Consider the following 18,815-nt stretch of genomic DNA (forward strand, 5'->3'; position numbering starts at 1 on the left):
GAATCTGGCTTGCCATTGTGCCGTGTGATGCGTGACTATCCCTCGACGCGAGGCCAATCGCGCGTGGAATAATAAAGATTCACATGGGAGGACTAAATGGCTGAACTCGTCGTGCTCTACAAGACGCCAAAAGACGTTGCCGCCTTCGACAAGCATTATGCCGAGACCCACATCCCGCTCGCCAAGAAACTTCCCGGCCTGAAGAAATATTCCGTCAGCAAGGGACCGGTCGGCTCTCCCGCCGGACCGTCAGGAGTCCATCTCGTCGCCATTCTCTCCTTCGACAGCGTGGGCGACATCCAGAAGGCCTTCGGCAGCGAAGCGGGCAAGGCGGCCGCCGGCGACGTGCCGAAATTCGCCAGCGGTGGTGCTGATCTCCTGATCTTCGACACCAAGGAAGTGTGAGTCACGATTCAACTTTCGTCGAAAGCCTGCCGTCGATTGTGACACCGCTGCAAAAAATTCAGCCATGCGTTTGTCGATTCGCACGATGACGCATGGCTTCGCACGAGCCTGTGACATTGCGCATGTAGCCATTCCATGAGGGCCGTAATACCATCTCATGCTTCCAAACGGAGAGAGTGAGATGTTGCTTGGATTGAGCCTGCCCGCCTTTACGTTAGTCCATGTCATCATCAGCCTGATCGGCATCGCCGCCGGCCTCGTCGTCATGTTCGGCCTGCTCGCTTCGAAGCCGATGCCGGGCCTCACCGCGATCTTCCTGCTTTTCACGATCCTAACCAGCGCCACGGGCTTCCTGTTTCCGTTCAAGGAGCTGCTGCCGTCGCACATCATCGGCATCATCTCACTGGTGCTGCTCGCGATCGCCTGCCTCGCGCTGTACGGGATGAAGCTCGCTGGCATCTGGCGTCCGGTTTACATCGTGACCGCGATGATCTCGCTCTACTTCAACGTCTTCGTGCTGGTGATCCAGTCGTTCCTGAAGGTGCCGGCGCTCGCCGCGCTCGCACCCGCTGTGCCGCCGGCGCCGCCGGGCGGTCCGGTGTTCGCGGTTGTGCAGGGCATCGTGCTGGTGTTTTTCGTCGTACTGACGATCGGCGCATGGCGCCGATTCAAGCCGATGGCGTTTGCCTGATCGTTTTCGACTAAAGGAGTCCCCAATGCCCACCATCACCACCAAAGACGGCGTCGAGATTTTCTTCAAGGACTGGGGCGCGGGTCAGCCGATCGTGTTCAGCCATGGCTGGCCGCTCTCGGCCGACGATTGGGACGCGCAGATGCTGTTCTTCGCCGCGAAGGGCTACCGCGTCATCGCCCATGACCGCCGCGGCCACGGCCGTTCCTCGCAGGTCTCCGACGGTCACGACATGGATCATTATGCCGACGACCTCGCGGCCGTGACGGCGCATCTCGATCTCAAGAGCGCGATCCATGTCGGCCATTCCACCGGCGGCGGCGAAGTCGTGCACTACATCGCGCGCCACGGCGAGAGCCGGGTCGCGAAGGCCGCGATCCTCTCCGCGGTGCCGCCGCTGATGGTGAAGACTGAAGCCAATCCCGGCGGCCTGCCGAAGGGCGTGTTCGACGATCTCCAGAAGCAGCTCGCCGCCAGCCGTACGCAATTTTATCGCGATCTCCCCACCGGTCCGTTCTACGGCTACAACCGCCCCGGCGCGAAGCCGTCGGAAGCGGTGATCCAGAATTGGTGGCGTCAGGGCATGATGGGCGGCGCAAAGGCGCACTACGACGGCATCGTCGCGTTCTCGCAGACCGATTTCACCGAGGACCTCAAGAAGATCACCGTGCCCGTGCTGGTCATGCATGGCGACGACGATCAAATCGTGCCTTACGCCGATTCCGCCCCGCTGTCGGCCAAGCTGCTCAAGAACGGCACGTTGAAGACCTACAAGGGTTTTCCCCACGGCATGCCGACCACGCACGCCGAGACCATCAACGCCGACCTGCTGGCGTTCTTCAAGGGGTAAGGGGCCTCACTTCAAGATCGCCCTGATCGCATCGAAGGTGCGCTTCACGAACGCCTCCGGCTTTTCGCGCGCACCTTCGATCCAGCTCTCGCCGCCGACGCGCATCGCGCCGGTCGAGATCATCGCGACGAGCCGCGCCTTCAGCGGGTCCGACTTGCGGCCTGAGCGCTGGGCGAGTCCTTCCGCCAGGGCCTGCTCGAGCTTTTCATATTTGAGCTGGTCGCGCGCGCGCAGCGCCGGATTGTCGCGCTTGAGCCGCGACATCGCGGCCGCTTCAGTCGGATCGATCCGTTTGACCGCCGCCGCGATCGCATTCTCCGCCGCCGTCAGCATGGATTCGTCCGCGGGCCGCGCGAGGATCTCGGCGACCAGCGCGGCCGCGGCGTCCTCCTGCCAGGCGGCGACCACGTCCTCCTTCGAGGCGAAATAATGGAAGAAGCTGCGGCGCGACATATCCGCCTTGGTCGCGATGTCGTCGATGGTCGTGGCCTCGAAGCCGCGTTCCAGGAACAGCGCCATCGCCGCCCGCTTCAGCCGCTCGCGCGTCTGCTGCTGCTTGCGCTCGCGCAGGCCGGGCGCCGCCGGGGATTTTCCTCCCGGCGACAATGGCTTGGCGGGTTTCCTGGCGGGCTTTGAAACCTTCAAATTATTTCACCTCTTGCAAATTTGCACTCAGTGCACATTTAGACCCGTCGCGGGCGTTTTCCAGCCCCGAACGGAGATATGGCATGACCGACTGGACGACGGCAGACATCCCCTCCCTCAGCGGCAAGACCGCCGTCGTCACCGGGGCGACGGGCGGCCTCGGCTACGAGACGGCGATGGCGCTGGCGGGCGCCGGTGCCATTGTCATACTCACCGGGCGCAACGACGCAAAGGGCCTGCGGGCGATCGAGGGCATTTGCGAACGGTTTCCCGGCGCGCTGATCGCCTATGAGCATCTCGACCTCGCCAGCCTGTCGTCTGTCGCCGATTTTGCCAGGCGCTTCGCCGCCAGCAACGAGCAACTCGACCTCCTCGTCAACAATGCCGGCGTCATGGCGCTGCCGAAGCGGCAGCAGACCGAAGATGGTTTCGAGATGCAGCTCGGCACCAATTATTTCGGCCATTACGCGCTGACGGCGCGCCTGTTGCCGCAGCTTCGCCGCGCAAAGGCGGCCCGCGTGGTCAATCTCTCCAGCCTCGCGCATCGCTCCGGCGCGATCAATTTCGACGATCTCCAGAGCCGGCATTCCTATCGCCCCTGGCGGGCATACTGCCAGTCCAAGCTGGCGATGCTGATGTTTTCGCTCGAATTGCAGCGCCGCAGCCTCGCCGCCGGCTGGGGTCTGATGAGCCTTGCCGCCCATCCCGGCTATGCGCGGACCGATCTCATTCCGAACGGGCCGGGCACCAGCTCGTTCCAGTCGCGGGTGAGCCGGTGGCTCCAGCCCTTCATCAGCCAGTCCGCGGCCGAGGGTGCATTGCCGACGCTGTTCGCCGCGACCTCGCCGGCCGCCGAGCCCGGCGGTTATTACGGTCCGAACTGGTTTTACGAATTGAAGGGACCGCCGGTCGTGGCGAGGATCATGTCCCAAGCGAAGGATTTTGCCGCGGCGGCCATGCTGTGGGATGTCTCTGCAACGTTGACGGGTGTATCCTTCGACGAGATCGCTGCCGCCGCATGAGCCGCGACATCGTTGGGGACGTTCCGATGCGAGTGATCATTTTCGGCGCGACCGGCATGGTCGGGCAGGGTGTTTTGCGCGAGTGCCTGATTGATCCCGGCATTGACCGCGTGCTCGTGATCGGCCGCAGCCCGACCGGCGTGCGCAGCGCCAAGCTGACCGAGATCATCCACGGCGATTTCACGAACTATTCGGCGATCGAAGCGCAGTTCACCGGATTCGACGCCTGCTTTTTCTGCCTCGGCGTCTCCTCGATCGGCATGAACGAAGAGCACTATCGCCATCTCACCTACGACATCACGCTCGCCGCCGCGACGACGCTCGCCCGCCTCAATCCGCAGATGACATTCGTCTACGTCACCGGGGCCGGCACCGATTCCACCGAGCAGGCCTCACGGATGTGGGCGCGCATCAAGGGCAAGACCGAGAACGATCTGCTCAAGCTGCCGTTCAAGGGCGCCTACATGTTCCGGCCCGGCGCGATCCAGCCCCTGCACGGTGCCCGCTCCAAGACCGCCTGGGTGCAGGCCGTCTACGACGTGAGCTGGCCGCTCTGGTCGGTGCTGCGCCGGATCTCGCCGCGGCTCGTCACCTCGACCGAGCAGATCGGCCGGGCCATGATCCATGTCGCCCGCGAGGGGTACCCGCGGAAGGTGCTGGAGATGGAGGATATCAATAGCCTCTAGGCCACAGGCCCGTTAGGTCTGGGGAAATTTCGGCGTCCGTGCGCGTTGGGCCGTATCCGTTCCCGAGGAGAAGTGTCGGTGATGTCTCCCCCGCTCAAAATGATTGCCCTCGACGCTGACGATCTCGCTGTCATCTCGACCCATGTGCAGGACGCCCGCGTCCAGTCCGCCGACATCATCTGGCGGCAAAGCGAGAAGCGGCTGGTGGTCGGCATGAGCCGGCTGGACTGGGAGCAGACACTGGACGCCGAGGCTGAGCCGCGCCGGCTGGTCGCTGCGCTCCGCTTCGACCGCGTGCTCGCCTGCAAGTCGCGCAACATCGATCTGGCCGCGCCGGACAAGGTGTTGGATCTTGTCGGCATCGAGTTTCACCCCCAGGACGGCCGCGACGAGGAGCCCGGCGGCAGCGCGTTGCTGCTGTTCGCCCATGGCGGCGCCATCCGCCTCGACGTCGAATGTCTGGAATGCGAGCTGACCGATCTCGGGTCGGATGAGCTGGGAACGGGACTGGAGATCAAGGGGGAGGGGTGAGGTCGCCTGTATACCAGCCCAACCGGCTCAAGCCTCCGCCGGAACGGCGGCTTCCGAGGGTTGACGCAGCTTCCCCGCCGCGCCATTGAGCAGGGGTCGCATGAGCCAATCCGCCCCAAAGACCAGCCGGAAGCCAAGCCAAAATGCCCGTTCGTCTCGACCGCAGCAGCGCCGATTTTGACCAGCGATTTGCGGCCTTCCTCGCCGCCAAGCGCGAGGTCTCGGCCGACGTCGAGGCCGCCGCGCGCACCATTGTCGATGACGTCGCCAGGCGCGGCGACGCGGCCCTGCTCGAGGCCACAGCAAAGTTCGACCGGCTCAAGCTGGATGCATCCAGCCTGCGCATCACGGCCTCCGAGATCGAAACGGCCGTGAAGGCCTGCGATGCGGCAACACTGGATGCGCTGAAGCTCGCGCGCGACCGCATCGAGATCTATCACCGCCGGCAGTTGCCGAAGGACGAACGCTTCACCGATCCGCTCGGTGTCGAGCTCGGCTGGCGCTACACCGCGATCGAATCCGCCGGACTCTACGTGCCCGGCGGCACCGCGGCCTATCCGTCCTCGGTGCTGATGAATGCGGTGCCCGCAAAGGTTGCCGGCGTCTCCCGCCTGGTGATGGTGGTGCCATCGCCCGACGGCAAGCTCAACCCGCTGGTGCTGGCGGCAGCCCAGCTCGGCGGCGTCAGCGAGATCTACCGCGTCGGCGGCGCGCAGGCCGTGGCCGCGCTCGCGCACGGCACCGCGACGATCGCGCCGGTGGCCAAGATCGTCGGCCCCGGCAATGCCTATGTCGCCGCGGCAAAGCGGCTGGTGTTCGGCAAGGTCGGCATCGATATGATCGCCGGCCCCTCCGAGGTGCTCGTCATCGCCGACGACACCGGCAATGCCGACTGGATCGCTGCGGACCTGCTGGCACAGGCCGAGCATGATGCCAGCGCGCAGTCGATATTGATAACGGATTCGGCGCGGCTCGCCGCCGATGTCGAGAAGGCCGTCGAGGCGCAGCTGAAGACGCTGCCGCGTGCGGCAATCGCCGGCGCCTCCTGGGCCGATTTCGGCGCCATCATCATGGTGAAGAATCTCACGGATGCCATCCCGCTCGCCGATGCGATCGCCGCCGAACATCTCGAGATCATGACTGATGACCCCGACGCGCTCGCTGCAAAGATCCGCAATGCCGGCGCTGTCTTCCTCGGCGCGCATACGCCAGAAGCGATCGGCGATTATGTCGGCGGCTCCAACCACGTGCTGCCGACGGCGCGCTCGGCGCGATTCTCCTCAGGCCTCGGGGTCGCCGATTTCATGAAGCGCACCTCGATCCTGAAATGCGGGCCGGACCAGCTGCGTGCACTGGGACCGGCCGCGATGACGCTCGGACAAGCGGAGGGGCTGGACGCTCATTCGCGCTCGATTGGATTGCGCCTCAATCTGTCATGACAGAGCTGCCCGAACAGGACGACTCGCAGAACCGCATCGTCGGCGTCACGCTCGACGAGGACTCGATCGGCCGTTCCGGGCCCGACATCGAGCATGAGCGCGCGATCGCGATCTACGACCTGATCGAGCAGAATCTGTTCGCTCCGGAGGGCGCCGATGGCAAGGGGCCGTTCACGCTGCATCTCGGCATCACAGGCAGCCGGCTGATGTTCGACATCCGGCGCGAGGATGGCACGCCCGTGGTGGCACATCTGTTGTCGCTGACGCCGTTCCGGCGGATCGTGAAGGACTATTTCATGATCTGCGACAGCTACTACCAGGCGATCCGGACCGCGACGCCTGACAAGATCGAGGCCATCGACATGGGCCGCCGCGGTATCCATGACGAGGGATCGCGCACGCTGCAGGAGCGGCTGAAGGGCAAGGTGCGGGTCGATTTCGAGACCTCGCGCCGGCTGTTCACGCTCATTACCGTATTGCACTGGAAAGGTTAAACGCGGATGGCTGCGCCCCCACGCGCACGCGATCCGCAATCGGTGCTGTTCGCCTGTGCGATGAACAGCGTACGCTCGCCGATGGCCGAGAGCCTGCTGCGGCACATGTTTCCGCAGGGCCTCTACGTCAAGTCGGCCGGTGCGAGGAAGGGCGAGCTCGATCCCTTCGCTGTCGCGGTGATGGACGAATTGGGGCAAGACATCTCCACCCACAGGCCGCAGACTTTTGAGGAGCTGGAGGACTGGGAGGGGCTCAATTTCGACCTCATCATCACGCTCTCGCCGGAAGCGCACCACAAGGCGCTGGAGCTGACCCGCACGCTGGCCGCCGACGTCGAATACTGGCCGACGCAGGATCCCACCACCATCGAAGGCAGCCGCGACCAGAAGCTTTCCGCCTACCGCGAGGTCTGCGACCAGCTCGTGATGCGCATCCGCCGGCGGTTCGCAAAGGTCGGGGCGGCAAGCGGGTAGCCGTAACACCGGCGTCACAGACTGAAGGCACACGCATGTCGGAGCCCTCGAATCAGCAAAGTCCGGGTTCCCGGGTTGTGAAATCAGCCCCCTTCCGATAGGTTCCGCGCGCAATTCACCCCCTGTTTCATCTCCCAAATCACCTGATGCTCGGCCGCCCCAAATTCGTACTTGCCTCCGGTTCGCCGCGGCGCCTGTCGCTGCTCAACCAGGCCGGCATCGAGCCGGACGCGCTCCGGCCGGCCGACGTCGATGAGACGCCGAAGCGGGGCGAGCTGCCGCGCGCCTGCGCCAACCGGCTCGCAAGGGCCAAGGCCGACGCGGCACTCAAATCGGTGCAGCTGGACGACGAGTTGCGCGGGGCCTTCATCCTCTCCGCCGATACGGTTGTGGCGGTGGGCCGCCGCATCCTGCCCAAGGCCAATCTCGTCGACGAGGCCGCGCAGTGCCTGCGGCTGCTGTCGGGCCGCAATCACCGCGTCTACACCGCGATCACCCTCATCACGCCGCGCGAGGCCTTCCGCCAGCGCCTAGTCGAGACCCGCGTCCGCTTCAAGCGCCTCTCGGAGGACGACATCCAGGCCTATATCGGCTCCGGCGAATGGCGCGGCAAAGCCGGCGGCTATGCCGTGCAGGGCATCGCCGGCTCGTTCGTGGTGAAGATGGTGGGGTCCTACACCAACGTGGTCGGCCTGCCGCTCTACGAGACCACGACGCTGCTCGGAGGCGAGGGCTTTCCGATCCGCTTCGGCTGGCTCAACGCCACCGCGGTGTGAGCGCCAACTAAATTCTCGAAAACAACCCCATGCACAGTAGAATGGGCCTTTCCCAGCCCGGCGGGAGGCATGCGCCGGCGCCCGAGGAACCCGTTCGCCGACAGGCTCTTGAACCCCATCACCCCCCGTGTAAGCCGCCGACATCATGGACGACCACGCCAAAAAGCCCGCCGGGCCGCTCAAGACCTGCCCGATCTGCGGCAAGCCGCAGGCGCAGGCCACCCGCCCGTTCTGCTCCTCCCGCTGCCGCGACGTCGATCTGAACCGCTGGCTGAAGGGCTCCTACGTCATCCCCGGTCGCGATGACGAGGCGGATGGCGAAGAATAAATAAGTAATATCAGTCGTTTAATGAGAAATTCGGCGCCCCGCGCGCGAGCCGCGGCAAGTCCGCCCCACCTTGTGCACAGCCGGGCCGCGCCCGGCGAAGCCTCTTGGCGAAGCCGGGTGGACAGGCCGCCCCGAGCCCACTATAAACCGCCCGCTCGATGGGCTTTGGCCCCTCTTTGGAGCACGCCCAGGTAGCTCAGTTGGTAGAGCATGCGACTGAAAATCGCAGTGTCGGTGGTTCGATTCCGCCCCTGGGCACCATTGCTGTCGCAGCTAGGCTTGGCGCGGCCATTCTCCTCCCACATAGCGAAGCTTGTCCGCCGAAGGTTGCGGTCGCCGATTCTTCCCGCACGGCCGGTTTGCTGCCAGACGCTCATCGGATTATCCTCTAGGTTGTAGCGTCTGCACTTGGGTTGCCGAACGGCTCTTCGACGGCAATGGTCCGCCAGCACGTGCAACGTTTTGGTGTTCCGCTGGTGGGTGGTTCGAATCGCGGATAGCATGGAAGCCACCGCACTTGACCTTGGCCTGCGCGGCGCAGTTGCGGGCCTTTTCCTGATGATCATGGTCGTTACCTTGGGGCGTGTTCGCCCGCTGGATACGATCAAATGGCTCGGCGTCGCCATGGCCGCCTCGGGCGCGCTCTACGCGATCGTGACAGCGCCGTTCGTGCCGAAGGCAACGGTGTGGTGGATCATGCCGGTCCTGGGCGCCAATCCGGTGCTCGTATGGTTGTGGGCGCGTGCGAGTTTCGACGACGATTTCGTGGTTCGGCGCTGGCATGGCGTCCTGTGGCTGGCCGTCGTCAGCGTCTGGTTCTCGGTGATCTACACATGGACGACATGGCCGATGTTCGCCAAGGCAGGCGTTCGATCGATGTCGATCCTGGCGATTATCCTGTCACTCTCCGCGGCCGTGCAGACGGTCAGGACGTGGAAGACCGACCTCGTCGCCGGCCGGCGCCGGCTGCGGCTGGCGGTCCTGATTCTGTCGCTGCTCATTGTGGTCTTGCTGTCCGTCCCGGAACTGAATTCGATCTCGGCCAAGAGCTTCGGCATGTCCGGCAGCTTGGCCACCGCCGTTGGCTTGCTGGCCATCGCGGCGCTGGCCGGATGGGGCCTGTTCCATCCGCCGCCAGCTATCCCCGCAGTCGCCGCGATGGCAGCGACGACTGCGTCCGAAAATGCGGATCGCGCGGCTCCGATCAAAGCGGCCGATGGCGGTCGCGATGCCACAGCGTCCCTGCTGTTGCGTCGGCTCGACAATTTGATGACGGTCGAACGGGTCTATCGGCAGGAAGGCCTCACCATTGGCGGACTCGCGGCCAAGCTCGACTTGCCGGAATACCGGCTCCGCCAGGCCATCAACGAGGGCCTCGGCTATCGCAACTTCAATGCCTTTCTCAATCGTTATCGCATCGACGAGGCCAAGGCGGCGCTATCCGATCCGGGTCAACGGGACGTCGCCGTCCTGACGATCGCAATGGACGCTGGTTTCCAGTCGATCGGACCGTTCAATCGTGCGTTCAAGGCCGAAAGCGGCCTGACGCCGACCGAATTCCGTCGCGACGCACTTGCCCGGTCGGCAGCCATTGCATTGGAAAACGACGAAAAATTCAGAAATCGGCCAATCCCGTTGAAAATCGGCTAGCCGAATTCTGTATCGGGCGAGAAAGACTCCGCCGGAGCGGGCAAGCTGTGGAGATGGATGACAGGACGCGATCGCTACGCTCGCTCATGATCGAACGGTCCCCGCCGGCCGGGCCTTCGTCACGGCCGCAACGACGGCTGCTTCCGGTCATCGGAATACTAATCGTCCTGCTCGTGCTGGGAAGCGGCGCGGCGCTTTGGCTCGGGAGTCAGTTGCAGTCGGCGCAGGCGCCATCCGTCGAGGGGCCAGCGACTGAGGTCGCGCGGCCGGATAACGCGCTTCAAAAGAGCGTGGCGCTTGCGCCGAGCAGCACGGGCAGCCTGATCGCGTCCGGCTACGTCGTGGCGCGCCGCAAGGCCACCATCGCGGCCGAGGTCACCGGCAAGGTGGTCGACCTCCTGGTCGACGAGGGCATGGTGGTGCAGGCAGGCCAGGTTCTCGCCAGACTCGACGATGTCTTGGCCGACAAGGATTACGCGCTGGCGCAGGCGCGCGCCGAGGCTTCCGAAGCGGCCATGGCCGCAATTGCCGCCGACTTGGCCGACGCCGAGCGAATCCTCAATCGAACCCAGACGCTGTCGGGGAAGAATTACGCCACCGAGGCCGATCTGACCAAGTCGCAGGCGAGAGCCGGCGTGCTGCGGGCCCAGCTCCGCCAGGCGGAGGCCCAACTGGCGGCGGCTCGACTCGAGGCGCAGCGCTACGGCGAGGTGCTCGGCAAGCACCGGATCCGCGCGCCGTTCGCCGGCGTCGTGGTCGACCGCAGCGCGCAACCCGGTGAGATGATCTCGCCGCTGTCGGCCGGCGGCGGCTTCACCCGCACCGGCATCTGTACCATTGTCGACATGGACTCGATCGAGATCGAGGTTGACGTCAGCGAAGCCTCGATCGGCCGCTTGCATGCCGGCACCCGCGTTGAAGCCGTGCTCGATGCTTATCCGGACTGGCGCATCCCGGGCGCCGTCATCGCCATCGTGCCAACCGCCAATCGCGAGAAGGCGACCGTCAAGGTCCGTGTCGGCATGGATGTGAAAGACGCGCGCATTCTGCCGGACATGGCGATCAAGGTGAAATTCCTGGAAGACGGCGCGCCTGCCGCGGCGCGGTCCGGTCCCCCCTAAACACGCGGGAGCAAGACCCATGTTATCGCCAACCGACCCGATGATCGACATCGTCGATCTGTGCAAACGGTTCACTAAGGGGAAGGAGACGATCACCATCTTCGATGGTCTCAACCTTGCTATTCCGCGCGGGGATTTCGTCGCCGTGATGGGACCGTCGGGGTCTGGCAAGACCACCTTGCTCAACCTGCTTGGTGGCATCGATCGGTCCGACGCAGGCGGGATCGAGGTCGCCGGTGAACGCCTTGACCGCCTGTCCGAGAGCGAACTTTCGCGCTGGCGGGCATCCCATATCGGATTCATCTTCCAGTTCTACAATCTGATGCCAATGCTGACCGCGGCGCAGAATGTCGAATTGCCGCTGTTGCTGACGCGGCTCGGCCGCAAGGAGCGGCGCCAGCGGGTCGAGACGGCGCTCGGCGTGGTCGGGCTCGCCGATCGGGTCAAGCACTATCCCAAGGAAATGTCGGGCGGGCAGCAGCAGCGCGTCGCCATCGCGCGTGCCATCGTCTCCGATCCGGCGCTGCTGTTGTGCGACGAACCGACCGGAGATCTCGACCGCGCCACCGCCGACGAGGTGCTGTCGATCCTGCAAGTGCTCAACCGCGATCTCGGCAAGACCATCGTGATGGTGACCCACGACCCGGCGGCGGCGCAATACGCCAAGCGATCGCTGCATCTCGACAAGGGGCACTTCATTGAAAAGGAGCTCGCGGCGTGAATGACCTGATCTTGATCCGCAAGAACCTGTTCCGCCGGAAATTGCGCGCGATCCTGATGATGGTGTCGATCCTGATCGCGTTTGCGATCTTCGGCGTGTTGGCGAGCTTCGAACGCGCCTTCAACGCCGGCCAGGACCGCGCCACGCCGGACCGTCTGGTAGTCACCAACAAGATCAGCTTCACCCAGCCGCTCCCGATCTCCTACTACAATCGCGTCGCCGCCGTCGACGGCGTCGCTCAGATCACCCATTTCAGCTGGTTCGGAGGCTATTATCAGGAGCCGAGGAACTTTCTCGTAGCCTTTGCGGTGGATCCGGAGAACTGGATGAAGCTTCGCGACAGCGACTTCGTGTTTTCACCCGAGGCACGCGCGGCCTTCATCCGCGAGCGCACCGGCGTTCTGGTCGGGGCGCGCATGATGGAGAAATGGGGCTGGAAGGTCGGTGATCATATTCCGATTTCGAGCAACATCTGGTCCCAGAAGAATCGCTCGCACGCCTGGGACTTCATCATCGTTGGCAGCTTCAGCGCCCGCATTCCGCAGGCCGACACCAACGTCATGCTGATGGGCTACGATTATTTCAACGAGACGCGCTCGTTCGGCAAGGACCTGATCAGCTGGCTGTCGCTGCGCACCACCTCGGTAGCCGCGAACGAGCGTGTGACTAACGCCATCGACGGGATGTTTGCCAATTCTCCCTACGAGACGACGACTGACAGCGAGAAGGCCTTCAACAAGGCGTTCGCCGCCCAACTCGGCAACATCGCGCTGATCGTCGAACTGGTGGTGGGAGCGGCCTTCGTGACGATCCTGATGATTGTCGGCAACACCATGGTGATGACGGTGCGCGAGCGCACGCGCGAGATCGGCGTGCTGAAGACGCTGGGCTTTTCCGGTGGTCGCATCCTGCGCATGGTGCTCGGCGAATCGATCCTGCTGGCGCTGCTCGGCGGCCTGCCCGGCCTCGGCGTCGCGCTTCTTCTGATCACGAGAGTGCGAGACAGCCTGATGAGCTTCGTTCCGACGCTGTCGCTATACCCTGACATCGCGGCGGCGGCGGTCGGACTGATGGTCGTGTTCGGCATCATCACTGGCCTGGTGCCGGCGCTCAATGCGATGCGCCTCAATATCGTCACCGCGCTGGGTCGGAGCTAATTCGATGCGCTCGATTTTCCTGCAGGTGCTGGCCGTCACGACCATCAACCTCAAGAGCTTGCCGCAGCGCCTGTGGCTGTCGCTGGCGACGGTCATCGCGGTCGGTCTCGTCGTTACGGTGCTGCTGGCATTCCTTGCCATGGCCAATGGATTCCAGCGCACCATCGCAGACTCCGGCGCAGAGGACATCGCTGTTGTGTTGCGCAGCGGCTCGCTGTCGGAGATCAACAGCGTGGTCTTGCGCGACCAGGTTCGGCTGATCGAGGATGGTCCGGGGATCGCCAAGGGCGCGGACGGCAAGCCGCAGATATCGGGCGAACTCTACCTAACAGTCGATGGGATCAAACGCAGCACCCGGACCAAGGCGAGCCTGCCGCTGCGCGGTCTCGGCCCCCAGGGCCCCGCGCTACGCCGCGGCATCGTCATCACCGCCGGCCGCATGTTCAATCCGGGTAGCAACGAGATCATCGTCGGCAAGGCGATGGGCAAGGAATTCGAGGGCTTCGATCTCGGTGGGACGGTGACCTTCAACAGCACGCGGTGGACGGTGGTCGGAATCTTCGCTGCCGACGGGAGCGTGTTCGAGTCGGAGATCTGGGCCGATCTTCCGGTGGTGCAGAGCCTGTTCAAGCGCGCCGGCGCCGTCCAGACCGTGCGCGCGCGGCTGACCAATCCGGCAGCGATCGAGGCGTTGCGCGCGTACAGCGACAGCGATCCTCGTCTCAAGCTCGACGTGACGTCCGAAGCCGCCTATTTCGCCCAGCAGGCGTCGAATACGTCGGACCTGATCCAGAAGCTCGGCTGGCCCCTGGCGATCGCGATGGCATTTGGCTCGCTGGCGGGCGCGCTCAACACGATGTACTCCTCGGTCGCGGCGCGGGCGACCGAGATCGCGACCTTGCGCGCCATCGGGTTCGGCGGCTTTTCGACTTTCGTCGGCACGCTGGTCGAGTCGCTGATCCTGGCCGCGGCCGGTGGCGTGATCGGGGCCGCAGCCACCTATCTGGTCTTTGACGGCTTCACCGCCTCGACCATGGGCGCAAGTTTCAGTCAGGTGGTGTTCAATTTCCAGCTCAGCCCGCGCCTGATCGGCCAGGGCCTGTTGCTCGCACTCGTGGTCGGCCTGTTCGGCGGACTGTTTCCGGCACTCCGCGCCGCCCGGATGCCGATTGTCGCTGGGCTCTACGGCTGATCGTTTCCGCGACTTGACCCAGTGCGAGGAGTTCTCAATAGGCATGCGCTCGCCTGTGGAAAAAATTACAAAGCTATTTCAACGACATACGAGTTCGCAATTTTGTTCTGAATGGCGCACCAAAGCTACGTTTTTCCACGCTGAAGCACGATCTTGCAGGATTGCGTTCGCTGGATGATCGGCGCGAAGGGCGCTCGCGGATATCTCTCCCTAGGGCTCGCTAAGTTTACCTACGTTCAAATCCAGCCCTCGCAACCACACTTCCACACGCCTTTCCACGCCGGCCTCAGCCTCATCAGCGCCGGTTACCCAGTGCCACGGCTATCCGACCGTTCAACAGTCGGCACGAGGTGTTAACGGTCGACCGGGTCGAAACGGCATCGTACCAGCGTCTAAAGTAGCGCACTCGGCTTGCAGAGGCGTTTGGAAAGCCCGGCTCGCGGTCGCGTCTGGAATCAAGGCATCTAAGTCGTTCGGCAGGCTTGGCCGAGCATCTAGGCTCCCGCCACAAAGGCCGCGCGATCCCGCGTGGCTCCCGCAGGAGCGCAACAATGAAGCAACTCAAGGATCTTGCCATCGAAGCTCATGGAGGCCTCGATCGGTGGCGGCAGTTCGAGCAGGTGTCGGCCGATCTCGTGCAGGGGGGCGCCCTGTGGTCCTTGAAGGGGCAGGCGCGCACCCTCGCGCAAACCAACGTCACGGTGGGTCTCAAGAAAGAGTGGGCTTCGCACGCTCCGTTCGGCGCCGGCAATCGACGCTCCCGCTTCGAGCCAGGCCGCGTCGCTCTGGAAGCTGAGAACGGAACAGTTCTCGAAGAACTGCTCGAGCCGCGCGCCAGCTTCGCCGGCCACACGCTGCAAACGCCATGGACGGAGCTGCAGCTCGCCTACTTCGCCGGCTGCGCCATGTGGACCTATCTGAACATGCCGTTCCTGCTCGCCTGGCCAAGAGTCGAGACGGAGGAACTGGAGCCTTGGCCGACCGATAGCGGCGACTGGCGCCGCCTCGCCGTACGGTTTCCCGACGGGATCGCGACGCACAGCACCGTACAGACGCTCTATTTCGACGGCGAGGGGTTGCTGAAGCGCCACGACTACGACGTCGAGATCGCGGGCAACACGCCCGGCGCGCACATTATCGAAGACTACGCGGAAGTCTCGGGCATCAAATTCCCGACGAAGCGCCGGATCTATGCCCGTCAGCCGGACGGCAGCTTCAGCACCGAGCCGCTCGTCGTTTCGATCGATCTCTCCAACATCCGCCTTGGCTAGACTAGCACCCACTGCGGGTCACCCTGTTCGGACCGAAAGCGAAGAGGTGGTCTTCGAGTACGATCGCCCCTCGTCGCTTTTGCAGTTCGGCGACGACCGCGTCCGGAAGTCGGCCTTTACCTCGGACCGAGAACTGGAAGGGTGCTTCTTCGCACAACCGGCTAGAGTATGGCGAGCGGTCCGGCGTCATTGCGGATGGCTCTCGGTACCTCCCCGTGCACACGGACGAACGCCAGGCGCATCCGCTCCCGGTTCGCGAACCCTACCTCACGGGCGATGACCTCGATTGGTAACCGGCTCTGTTCCAGCATCAATTTCGCGGCTTCAAGCCGCAGTGCTTCAACGGCCTTGGCCGGCGTCGTGCCGGTTTCCGACCGGAAGAGTCGCGCGAACTGCCGGGGGCTGAGGCTCGCGGCCTCAGCAAGGTCATCAATCGTCAGGCTCTCGGCAAGGTTCTGACGCGCGTAATTCAAGGCGCGCTGAACCCTGTCTTCATTCGCGCCGAGATCCAGCAAGGTGGAGTGTTGGGATTGTCCGCCGGAGCGGCGATGATACATGACCATGCCCTTTGCGACTGAACGGGCAATGTCGGACCCGTGGTCGCGCTCGATCATGCCCACGACGAGGTCCGTTCCCGCCGTCATGCCGGCTGACGTCCAAATCGGCCCATCCGCGATGAAGATCTTGTCCATATCGACCTGGCAGCTAGGGAAACGGTCCTGCAGCGCCTGCGCGTAACGCCAATGGGTCGTGGCGCGCCGGCCGTTCAGCAACCCGGAATCTCCCAGGACGAACGAGCCCAGGCAGATGGCGGCAACCCGCCGCGCGTCCCGGGCGGCGGCGCGAAGCAGCCGGACCAATCCCGGCGACGACGTCGGTATCTCAAGGCCCGCGGCGACGATCAGCGTGTCATAAGGCGCGTCGTCGAATGGGTCCGTCATGACCTGCATGCCGGCCCACGAGGCGACCAGCCCTCCTTCCTCCGAGAGGACGCGCACGTCGTAGAGCGTCTCGCCGGCTTGCTTGTTGGCCACGTCGAACGCCGCAACGGCCCCGAAGCAGATGGGTTGGAAATTCGGGCAAAGGACAAGGCCAATCTTCATGCTTTCTCCGCGACGGTTGCTACCCGCCTAGATGGTTGTTCCGGCGACGTTTCGCCATGTTCATGGCCGGAATGACGGCATCTACGTCCTGTCGGCTTCGGGAGGCCGCTGGTAGCGCTCTGATAGCTTTTCAGACGCTGGAGCTTTCATGTCGCACCATCCGACAACATACACCGCCGTCCAGGCCGTCGGGCCGGGACAACTCGAACTGACGCAAAAGCCGCTTGTCGATCCCGCCCCCGGGCAGGTCCGCCTTCGCGTCGAGGCCTGCGGCGTCTGCCACTCCGACGCGGCGACGGTCGAAGGGGCCTTCCCGATCCAATGGCCGCGCGTGCCGGGCCACGAGGCGGTAGGTGTGATTGATGCCGTCGGCAGCAACGTCGAAGGCTGGACGCTCGGGCAGCGTGTCGGCGTTGGCTTCCTCGGAGGCAGTTGCGGACATTGTGCAGAGTGCCGCGGCGGCGATCTCGTCAACTGCCGGAACCAGGAGTTCACCGGCATTCATCATGATGGGGGCTACGCGCAATACATGCTCACGCCCGCCAGCGGCCTCGTGTCGATCCCCGATGGCCTCGCCTCGGAAGACGCTGCTCCGCTGCTCTGCGCGGGGCTGACGACCTTCAGCGCGCTCCGCAATTCTCCCGCACGCGCCGGCGATCTCGTGGCAGTGATCGGCATTGGCGGCTTGGGACATCTGGCCGTGCAGTTCGCGCGGCGCATGGGCTTCGAGGTCGTGGCAATCGGACGCGGGCCGGACAAGGATGGCCTCGCAGGAAAGCTCGGCGCCCATCATTATATCGACAGCTCGACCGCCCCGGTTGCTTCGGCGTTGCAGGATCTGGGCGGCGCCCATCTTGTCGTCGTCACCGCGTCGGGCGGCAAGGCCGTGGCCGACGCGGTGAAGGGGCTTAGGCCGCGCGGTCGGATCATCGCACTCGGTGCCTCGCCCGAACCCGTAGAGATCGCAACCTCGGACCTTCTGTTCGGTGGGCGCTCTGTCGAGGGCGCCTTGACCGGTGACCCGGCCACCGCCGACGCCACCTTGCGTTTCAGCTCGCTCGCCGGCGTCACTGCCATGATCGAGACGATGCCGCTGGAACGCGCGCCGGAAGCCTATCGCAAGATGATGGCGGGGAAAGCCCGCTTCCGCATCGTCCTCACCATGTAGATGCGCCGCCAATCATCCGGATCGACCTTGCCTCGGGCGAGGCAGCTCACAGAGGAACAATCATGTCACTCGAAACCGCAAGAACAGAATACTTGAACGTCGGCGACATCCGCTTTGCCTTCAGGCGGCTTGGCCCGACGGTCGGGACACCGCTCATCCTGCTGCAGCACTTCACCGGGACGATGGATTCCTGGGATCCGGAAGTGGTGAACAGCCTTGCCGAAACGCGGCCGGTCATTGCGTTCAACAACCTCGGCATCGGCACTTCGACTGGCCGGACGCCCGACACGGTGGAACAGATGGCGGCCGACGCCGAGTCATTCGTGCGGGGCCTTGGTCTGTCGAAGATTGATCTTCTCGGCTTCTCCCTCGGCGGTATGCTCGCCCAAGTCCTCGCCGTGCAGCACCCCGACCTGATCGGCAAGGTCATCATCGCCGGCGCGGCACCACGGGGTGGCGAAGAACACCTTCTCGAAGTGGTCGACGACGCCTTCTCCCGAGGTGCGCCGGATGTGCGTCTGCCCTTGTTCTTCACGGCTTCCGAAGCAAGCCAGCGCGCCGGCCGTGCCTTCGTTGCCCGCGCAACGGCCCGCTCTGAAGGTCGTGATCCGGACAGCGGCGACGCTGTCAGCGAGTCTCAGGCGAAGGCAATCATCGGCTGGTGCGCGCGCAAGGATGAAGACGACGCAACGCTACGCGCCATCGGGCAGCCGGCGCTCATCGTGCACGGCAGCGACGATACCATGTTTCCGAGCATTAACGCCTACAACATGTTCAAAGCGACGAAGGACGCGCAGCTCATCATCTATCCCGACTCGGGCCACGGCGCGCTGTTCCAATATCCGGCGAGGTTCGTCGCCCATTGCCGAACCTTCCTGGACGAGTGAGGTGAAGAAACAGATGCGCAATCTCAGCAGCACGTGATCGAGGCCCATGGCGGCCTCGCTCAGTTCCGGCAGTTCTCGCACCTTACGGCGCGGCTTCACCAATTCGGCATCCTCTGGGATCTGAAGGGAGGTTGGGCAGAAACACTGCTTCCAGCGATCGAGATCCTTGGGTTGTTGCGGATTGTATCCGGCGAGCCGGATGGG

Annotated in this window: 21 protein-coding genes and 1 tRNA gene; 20 read left to right on the forward strand and 2 right to left on the reverse strand. The window is 64.2% G+C overall.

All coding sequences use genetic code 11. The features are described 5' to 3' along the window. Positions 1–96 precede the first annotated feature (96 nt). The 3 genes from B5V03_RS14710 to B5V03_RS14720 all read left to right on the forward strand — a co-directional run bounded on the left by B5V03_RS14710 (position 97) and on the right by B5V03_RS14720 (position 1,946). Positions 97–405: an EthD family reductase gene (locus B5V03_RS14710; RefSeq protein WP_129271000.1), complete on the forward strand. Its 309-nt coding sequence runs from the start codon at positions 97–99 to the stop codon at positions 403–405. 181 nt (positions 406–586) lie between these two features. Beyond that, positions 587–1,096, forward strand: a complete 510-nt coding sequence (locus B5V03_RS14715) for a hypothetical protein (protein WP_129271001.1) — start codon at positions 587–589, stop codon at positions 1,094–1,096. A 25-nt stretch (positions 1,097–1,121) separates the two neighbouring features. Next, positions 1,122–1,946 (forward strand): alpha/beta fold hydrolase, encoded by an 825-nt coding sequence (locus B5V03_RS14720; protein WP_129271002.1) that lies wholly within the window; start codon positions 1,122–1,124, stop codon positions 1,944–1,946. A 6-nt stretch (positions 1,947–1,952) separates the two neighbouring features. Here B5V03_RS14720 and B5V03_RS14725 read toward each other — a convergent pair whose 3' ends face one another. Beyond that, positions 1,953–2,591 carry a TetR/AcrR family transcriptional regulator gene (locus tag B5V03_RS14725; RefSeq protein ID WP_129271003.1) on the reverse strand — a complete coding sequence of 213 codons (639 nt, stop codon included), beginning with the start codon at positions 2,589–2,591 and terminating at the stop codon, positions 1,953–1,955. An 83-nt stretch (positions 2,592–2,674) separates the two neighbouring features. Here B5V03_RS14725 and B5V03_RS14730 point away from each other — a divergent pair, with 83 nt between their 5' ends. The 15 genes from B5V03_RS14730 to B5V03_RS14800 all read left to right on the forward strand — a co-directional run bounded on the left by B5V03_RS14730 (position 2,675) and on the right by B5V03_RS14800 (position 15,453). After that, entirely contained in the window at positions 2,675–3,613 is a 939-nt protein-coding gene (locus tag B5V03_RS14730; RefSeq protein WP_129271004.1) for an SDR family oxidoreductase, read from the forward strand. 26 nt (positions 3,614–3,639) lie between these two features. Further along, entirely contained in the window at positions 3,640–4,299 is a 660-nt protein-coding gene (locus B5V03_RS14735) for an NAD(P)H-binding protein (RefSeq protein WP_164988004.1), read from the forward strand. A gap of 81 nt (positions 4,300–4,380) precedes the next feature. Continuing rightward, positions 4,381–4,830: a DUF2948 family protein gene (locus tag B5V03_RS14740; protein ID WP_164988037.1), complete on the forward strand. Its 450-nt coding sequence runs from the start codon at positions 4,381–4,383 to the stop codon at positions 4,828–4,830. A 143-nt stretch (positions 4,831–4,973) separates the two neighbouring features. Next, complete coding sequence (hisD, locus tag B5V03_RS14745) at positions 4,974–6,269, forward strand: histidinol dehydrogenase (RefSeq protein WP_129271007.1); 1,296 nt, start codon at positions 4,974–4,976, stop codon at positions 6,267–6,269. Then, a complete protein-coding gene (locus B5V03_RS14750) occupies positions 6,266–6,763 on the forward strand; it encodes a UPF0262 family protein (protein ID WP_129271008.1) in 498 nt (165 codons plus the stop codon). Before hisD ends, B5V03_RS14750 begins: the two co-directional genes overlap by 4 nt. A 6-nt stretch (positions 6,764–6,769) precedes the next feature. Continuing rightward, positions 6,770–7,237 carry a low molecular weight phosphatase family protein gene (locus B5V03_RS14755; protein WP_129271009.1) on the forward strand — a complete coding sequence of 156 codons (468 nt, stop codon included), beginning with the start codon at positions 6,770–6,772 and terminating at the stop codon, positions 7,235–7,237. 146 nt (positions 7,238–7,383) lie between these two features. Continuing rightward, on the forward strand, positions 7,384–8,013 hold the full coding sequence (locus B5V03_RS14760; RefSeq protein WP_129271010.1) for a Maf-like protein: 630 nt from the start codon (positions 7,384–7,386) through the stop codon (positions 8,011–8,013). Positions 8,014–8,158: 145 nt separating this feature from the next. Further along, entirely contained in the window at positions 8,159–8,341 is a 183-nt protein-coding gene (gene yacG / locus B5V03_RS14765) for a DNA gyrase inhibitor YacG (protein WP_129271011.1), read from the forward strand. Between the two features lie 185 nt (positions 8,342–8,526). Next, a tRNA-Phe gene (locus B5V03_RS14770) sits at positions 8,527–8,602 on the forward strand. A 240-nt stretch (positions 8,603–8,842) separates the two neighbouring features. Further along, positions 8,843–9,991 carry a helix-turn-helix domain-containing protein gene (locus B5V03_RS14775; RefSeq protein WP_129271221.1) on the forward strand — a complete coding sequence of 383 codons (1,149 nt, stop codon included), beginning with the start codon at positions 8,843–8,845 and terminating at the stop codon, positions 9,989–9,991. An 86-nt stretch (positions 9,992–10,077) separates the two neighbouring features. Then, the gene (locus tag B5V03_RS14780) at positions 10,078–11,112 is read left to right on the forward strand and encodes an efflux RND transporter periplasmic adaptor subunit (RefSeq protein WP_206736146.1); all 1,035 of its coding nucleotides are present in this window, start codon (positions 10,078–10,080) and stop codon (positions 11,110–11,112) included. A gap of 19 nt (positions 11,113–11,131) precedes the next feature. After that, the gene (locus B5V03_RS14785; RefSeq protein ID WP_129271013.1) at positions 11,132–11,833 is read left to right on the forward strand and encodes an ABC transporter ATP-binding protein; all 702 of its coding nucleotides are present in this window, start codon (positions 11,132–11,134) and stop codon (positions 11,831–11,833) included. Next, positions 11,830–12,990, forward strand: a complete 1,161-nt coding sequence (locus B5V03_RS14790) for an ABC transporter permease (protein ID WP_129271014.1) — start codon at positions 11,830–11,832, stop codon at positions 12,988–12,990. The genes B5V03_RS14785 and B5V03_RS14790 overlap by 4 nt, the downstream gene beginning before the upstream one ends. 4 nt (positions 12,991–12,994) lie before the next feature. Then, the gene (locus B5V03_RS14795) at positions 12,995–14,182 is read left to right on the forward strand and encodes an ABC transporter permease (RefSeq protein ID WP_129271015.1); all 1,188 of its coding nucleotides are present in this window, start codon (positions 12,995–12,997) and stop codon (positions 14,180–14,182) included. 551 nt (positions 14,183–14,733) lie between these two features. Further along, positions 14,734–15,453 carry a hypothetical protein gene (locus B5V03_RS14800; RefSeq protein ID WP_129271016.1) on the forward strand — a complete coding sequence of 240 codons (720 nt, stop codon included), beginning with the start codon at positions 14,734–14,736 and terminating at the stop codon, positions 15,451–15,453. Positions 15,454–15,614: 161 nt separating this feature from the next. Here B5V03_RS14800 and B5V03_RS14810 read toward each other — a convergent pair whose 3' ends face one another. Beyond that, complete coding sequence (locus B5V03_RS14810) at positions 15,615–16,556, reverse strand: GlxA family transcriptional regulator (protein ID WP_129271017.1); 942 nt, start codon at positions 16,554–16,556, stop codon at positions 15,615–15,617. A gap of 148 nt (positions 16,557–16,704) precedes the next feature. Here B5V03_RS14810 and B5V03_RS14815 point away from each other — a divergent pair, with 148 nt between their 5' ends. Next, positions 16,705–17,724, forward strand: a complete 1,020-nt coding sequence (locus tag B5V03_RS14815) for an alcohol dehydrogenase (protein ID WP_129271018.1) — start codon at positions 16,705–16,707, stop codon at positions 17,722–17,724. Positions 17,725–17,786: 62 nt separating this feature from the next. Then, entirely contained in the window at positions 17,787–18,611 is an 825-nt protein-coding gene (locus B5V03_RS14820; RefSeq protein WP_129271019.1) for an alpha/beta fold hydrolase, read from the forward strand. Positions 18,612–18,815 lie beyond the last annotated feature (204 nt).

Origin of the sequence: Bradyrhizobium betae (assembly GCF_004123905.1) — a bacterium.
Taxonomy (GTDB): domain Bacteria; phylum Pseudomonadota; class Alphaproteobacteria; order Rhizobiales; family Xanthobacteraceae; genus Bradyrhizobium; species Bradyrhizobium betae_A.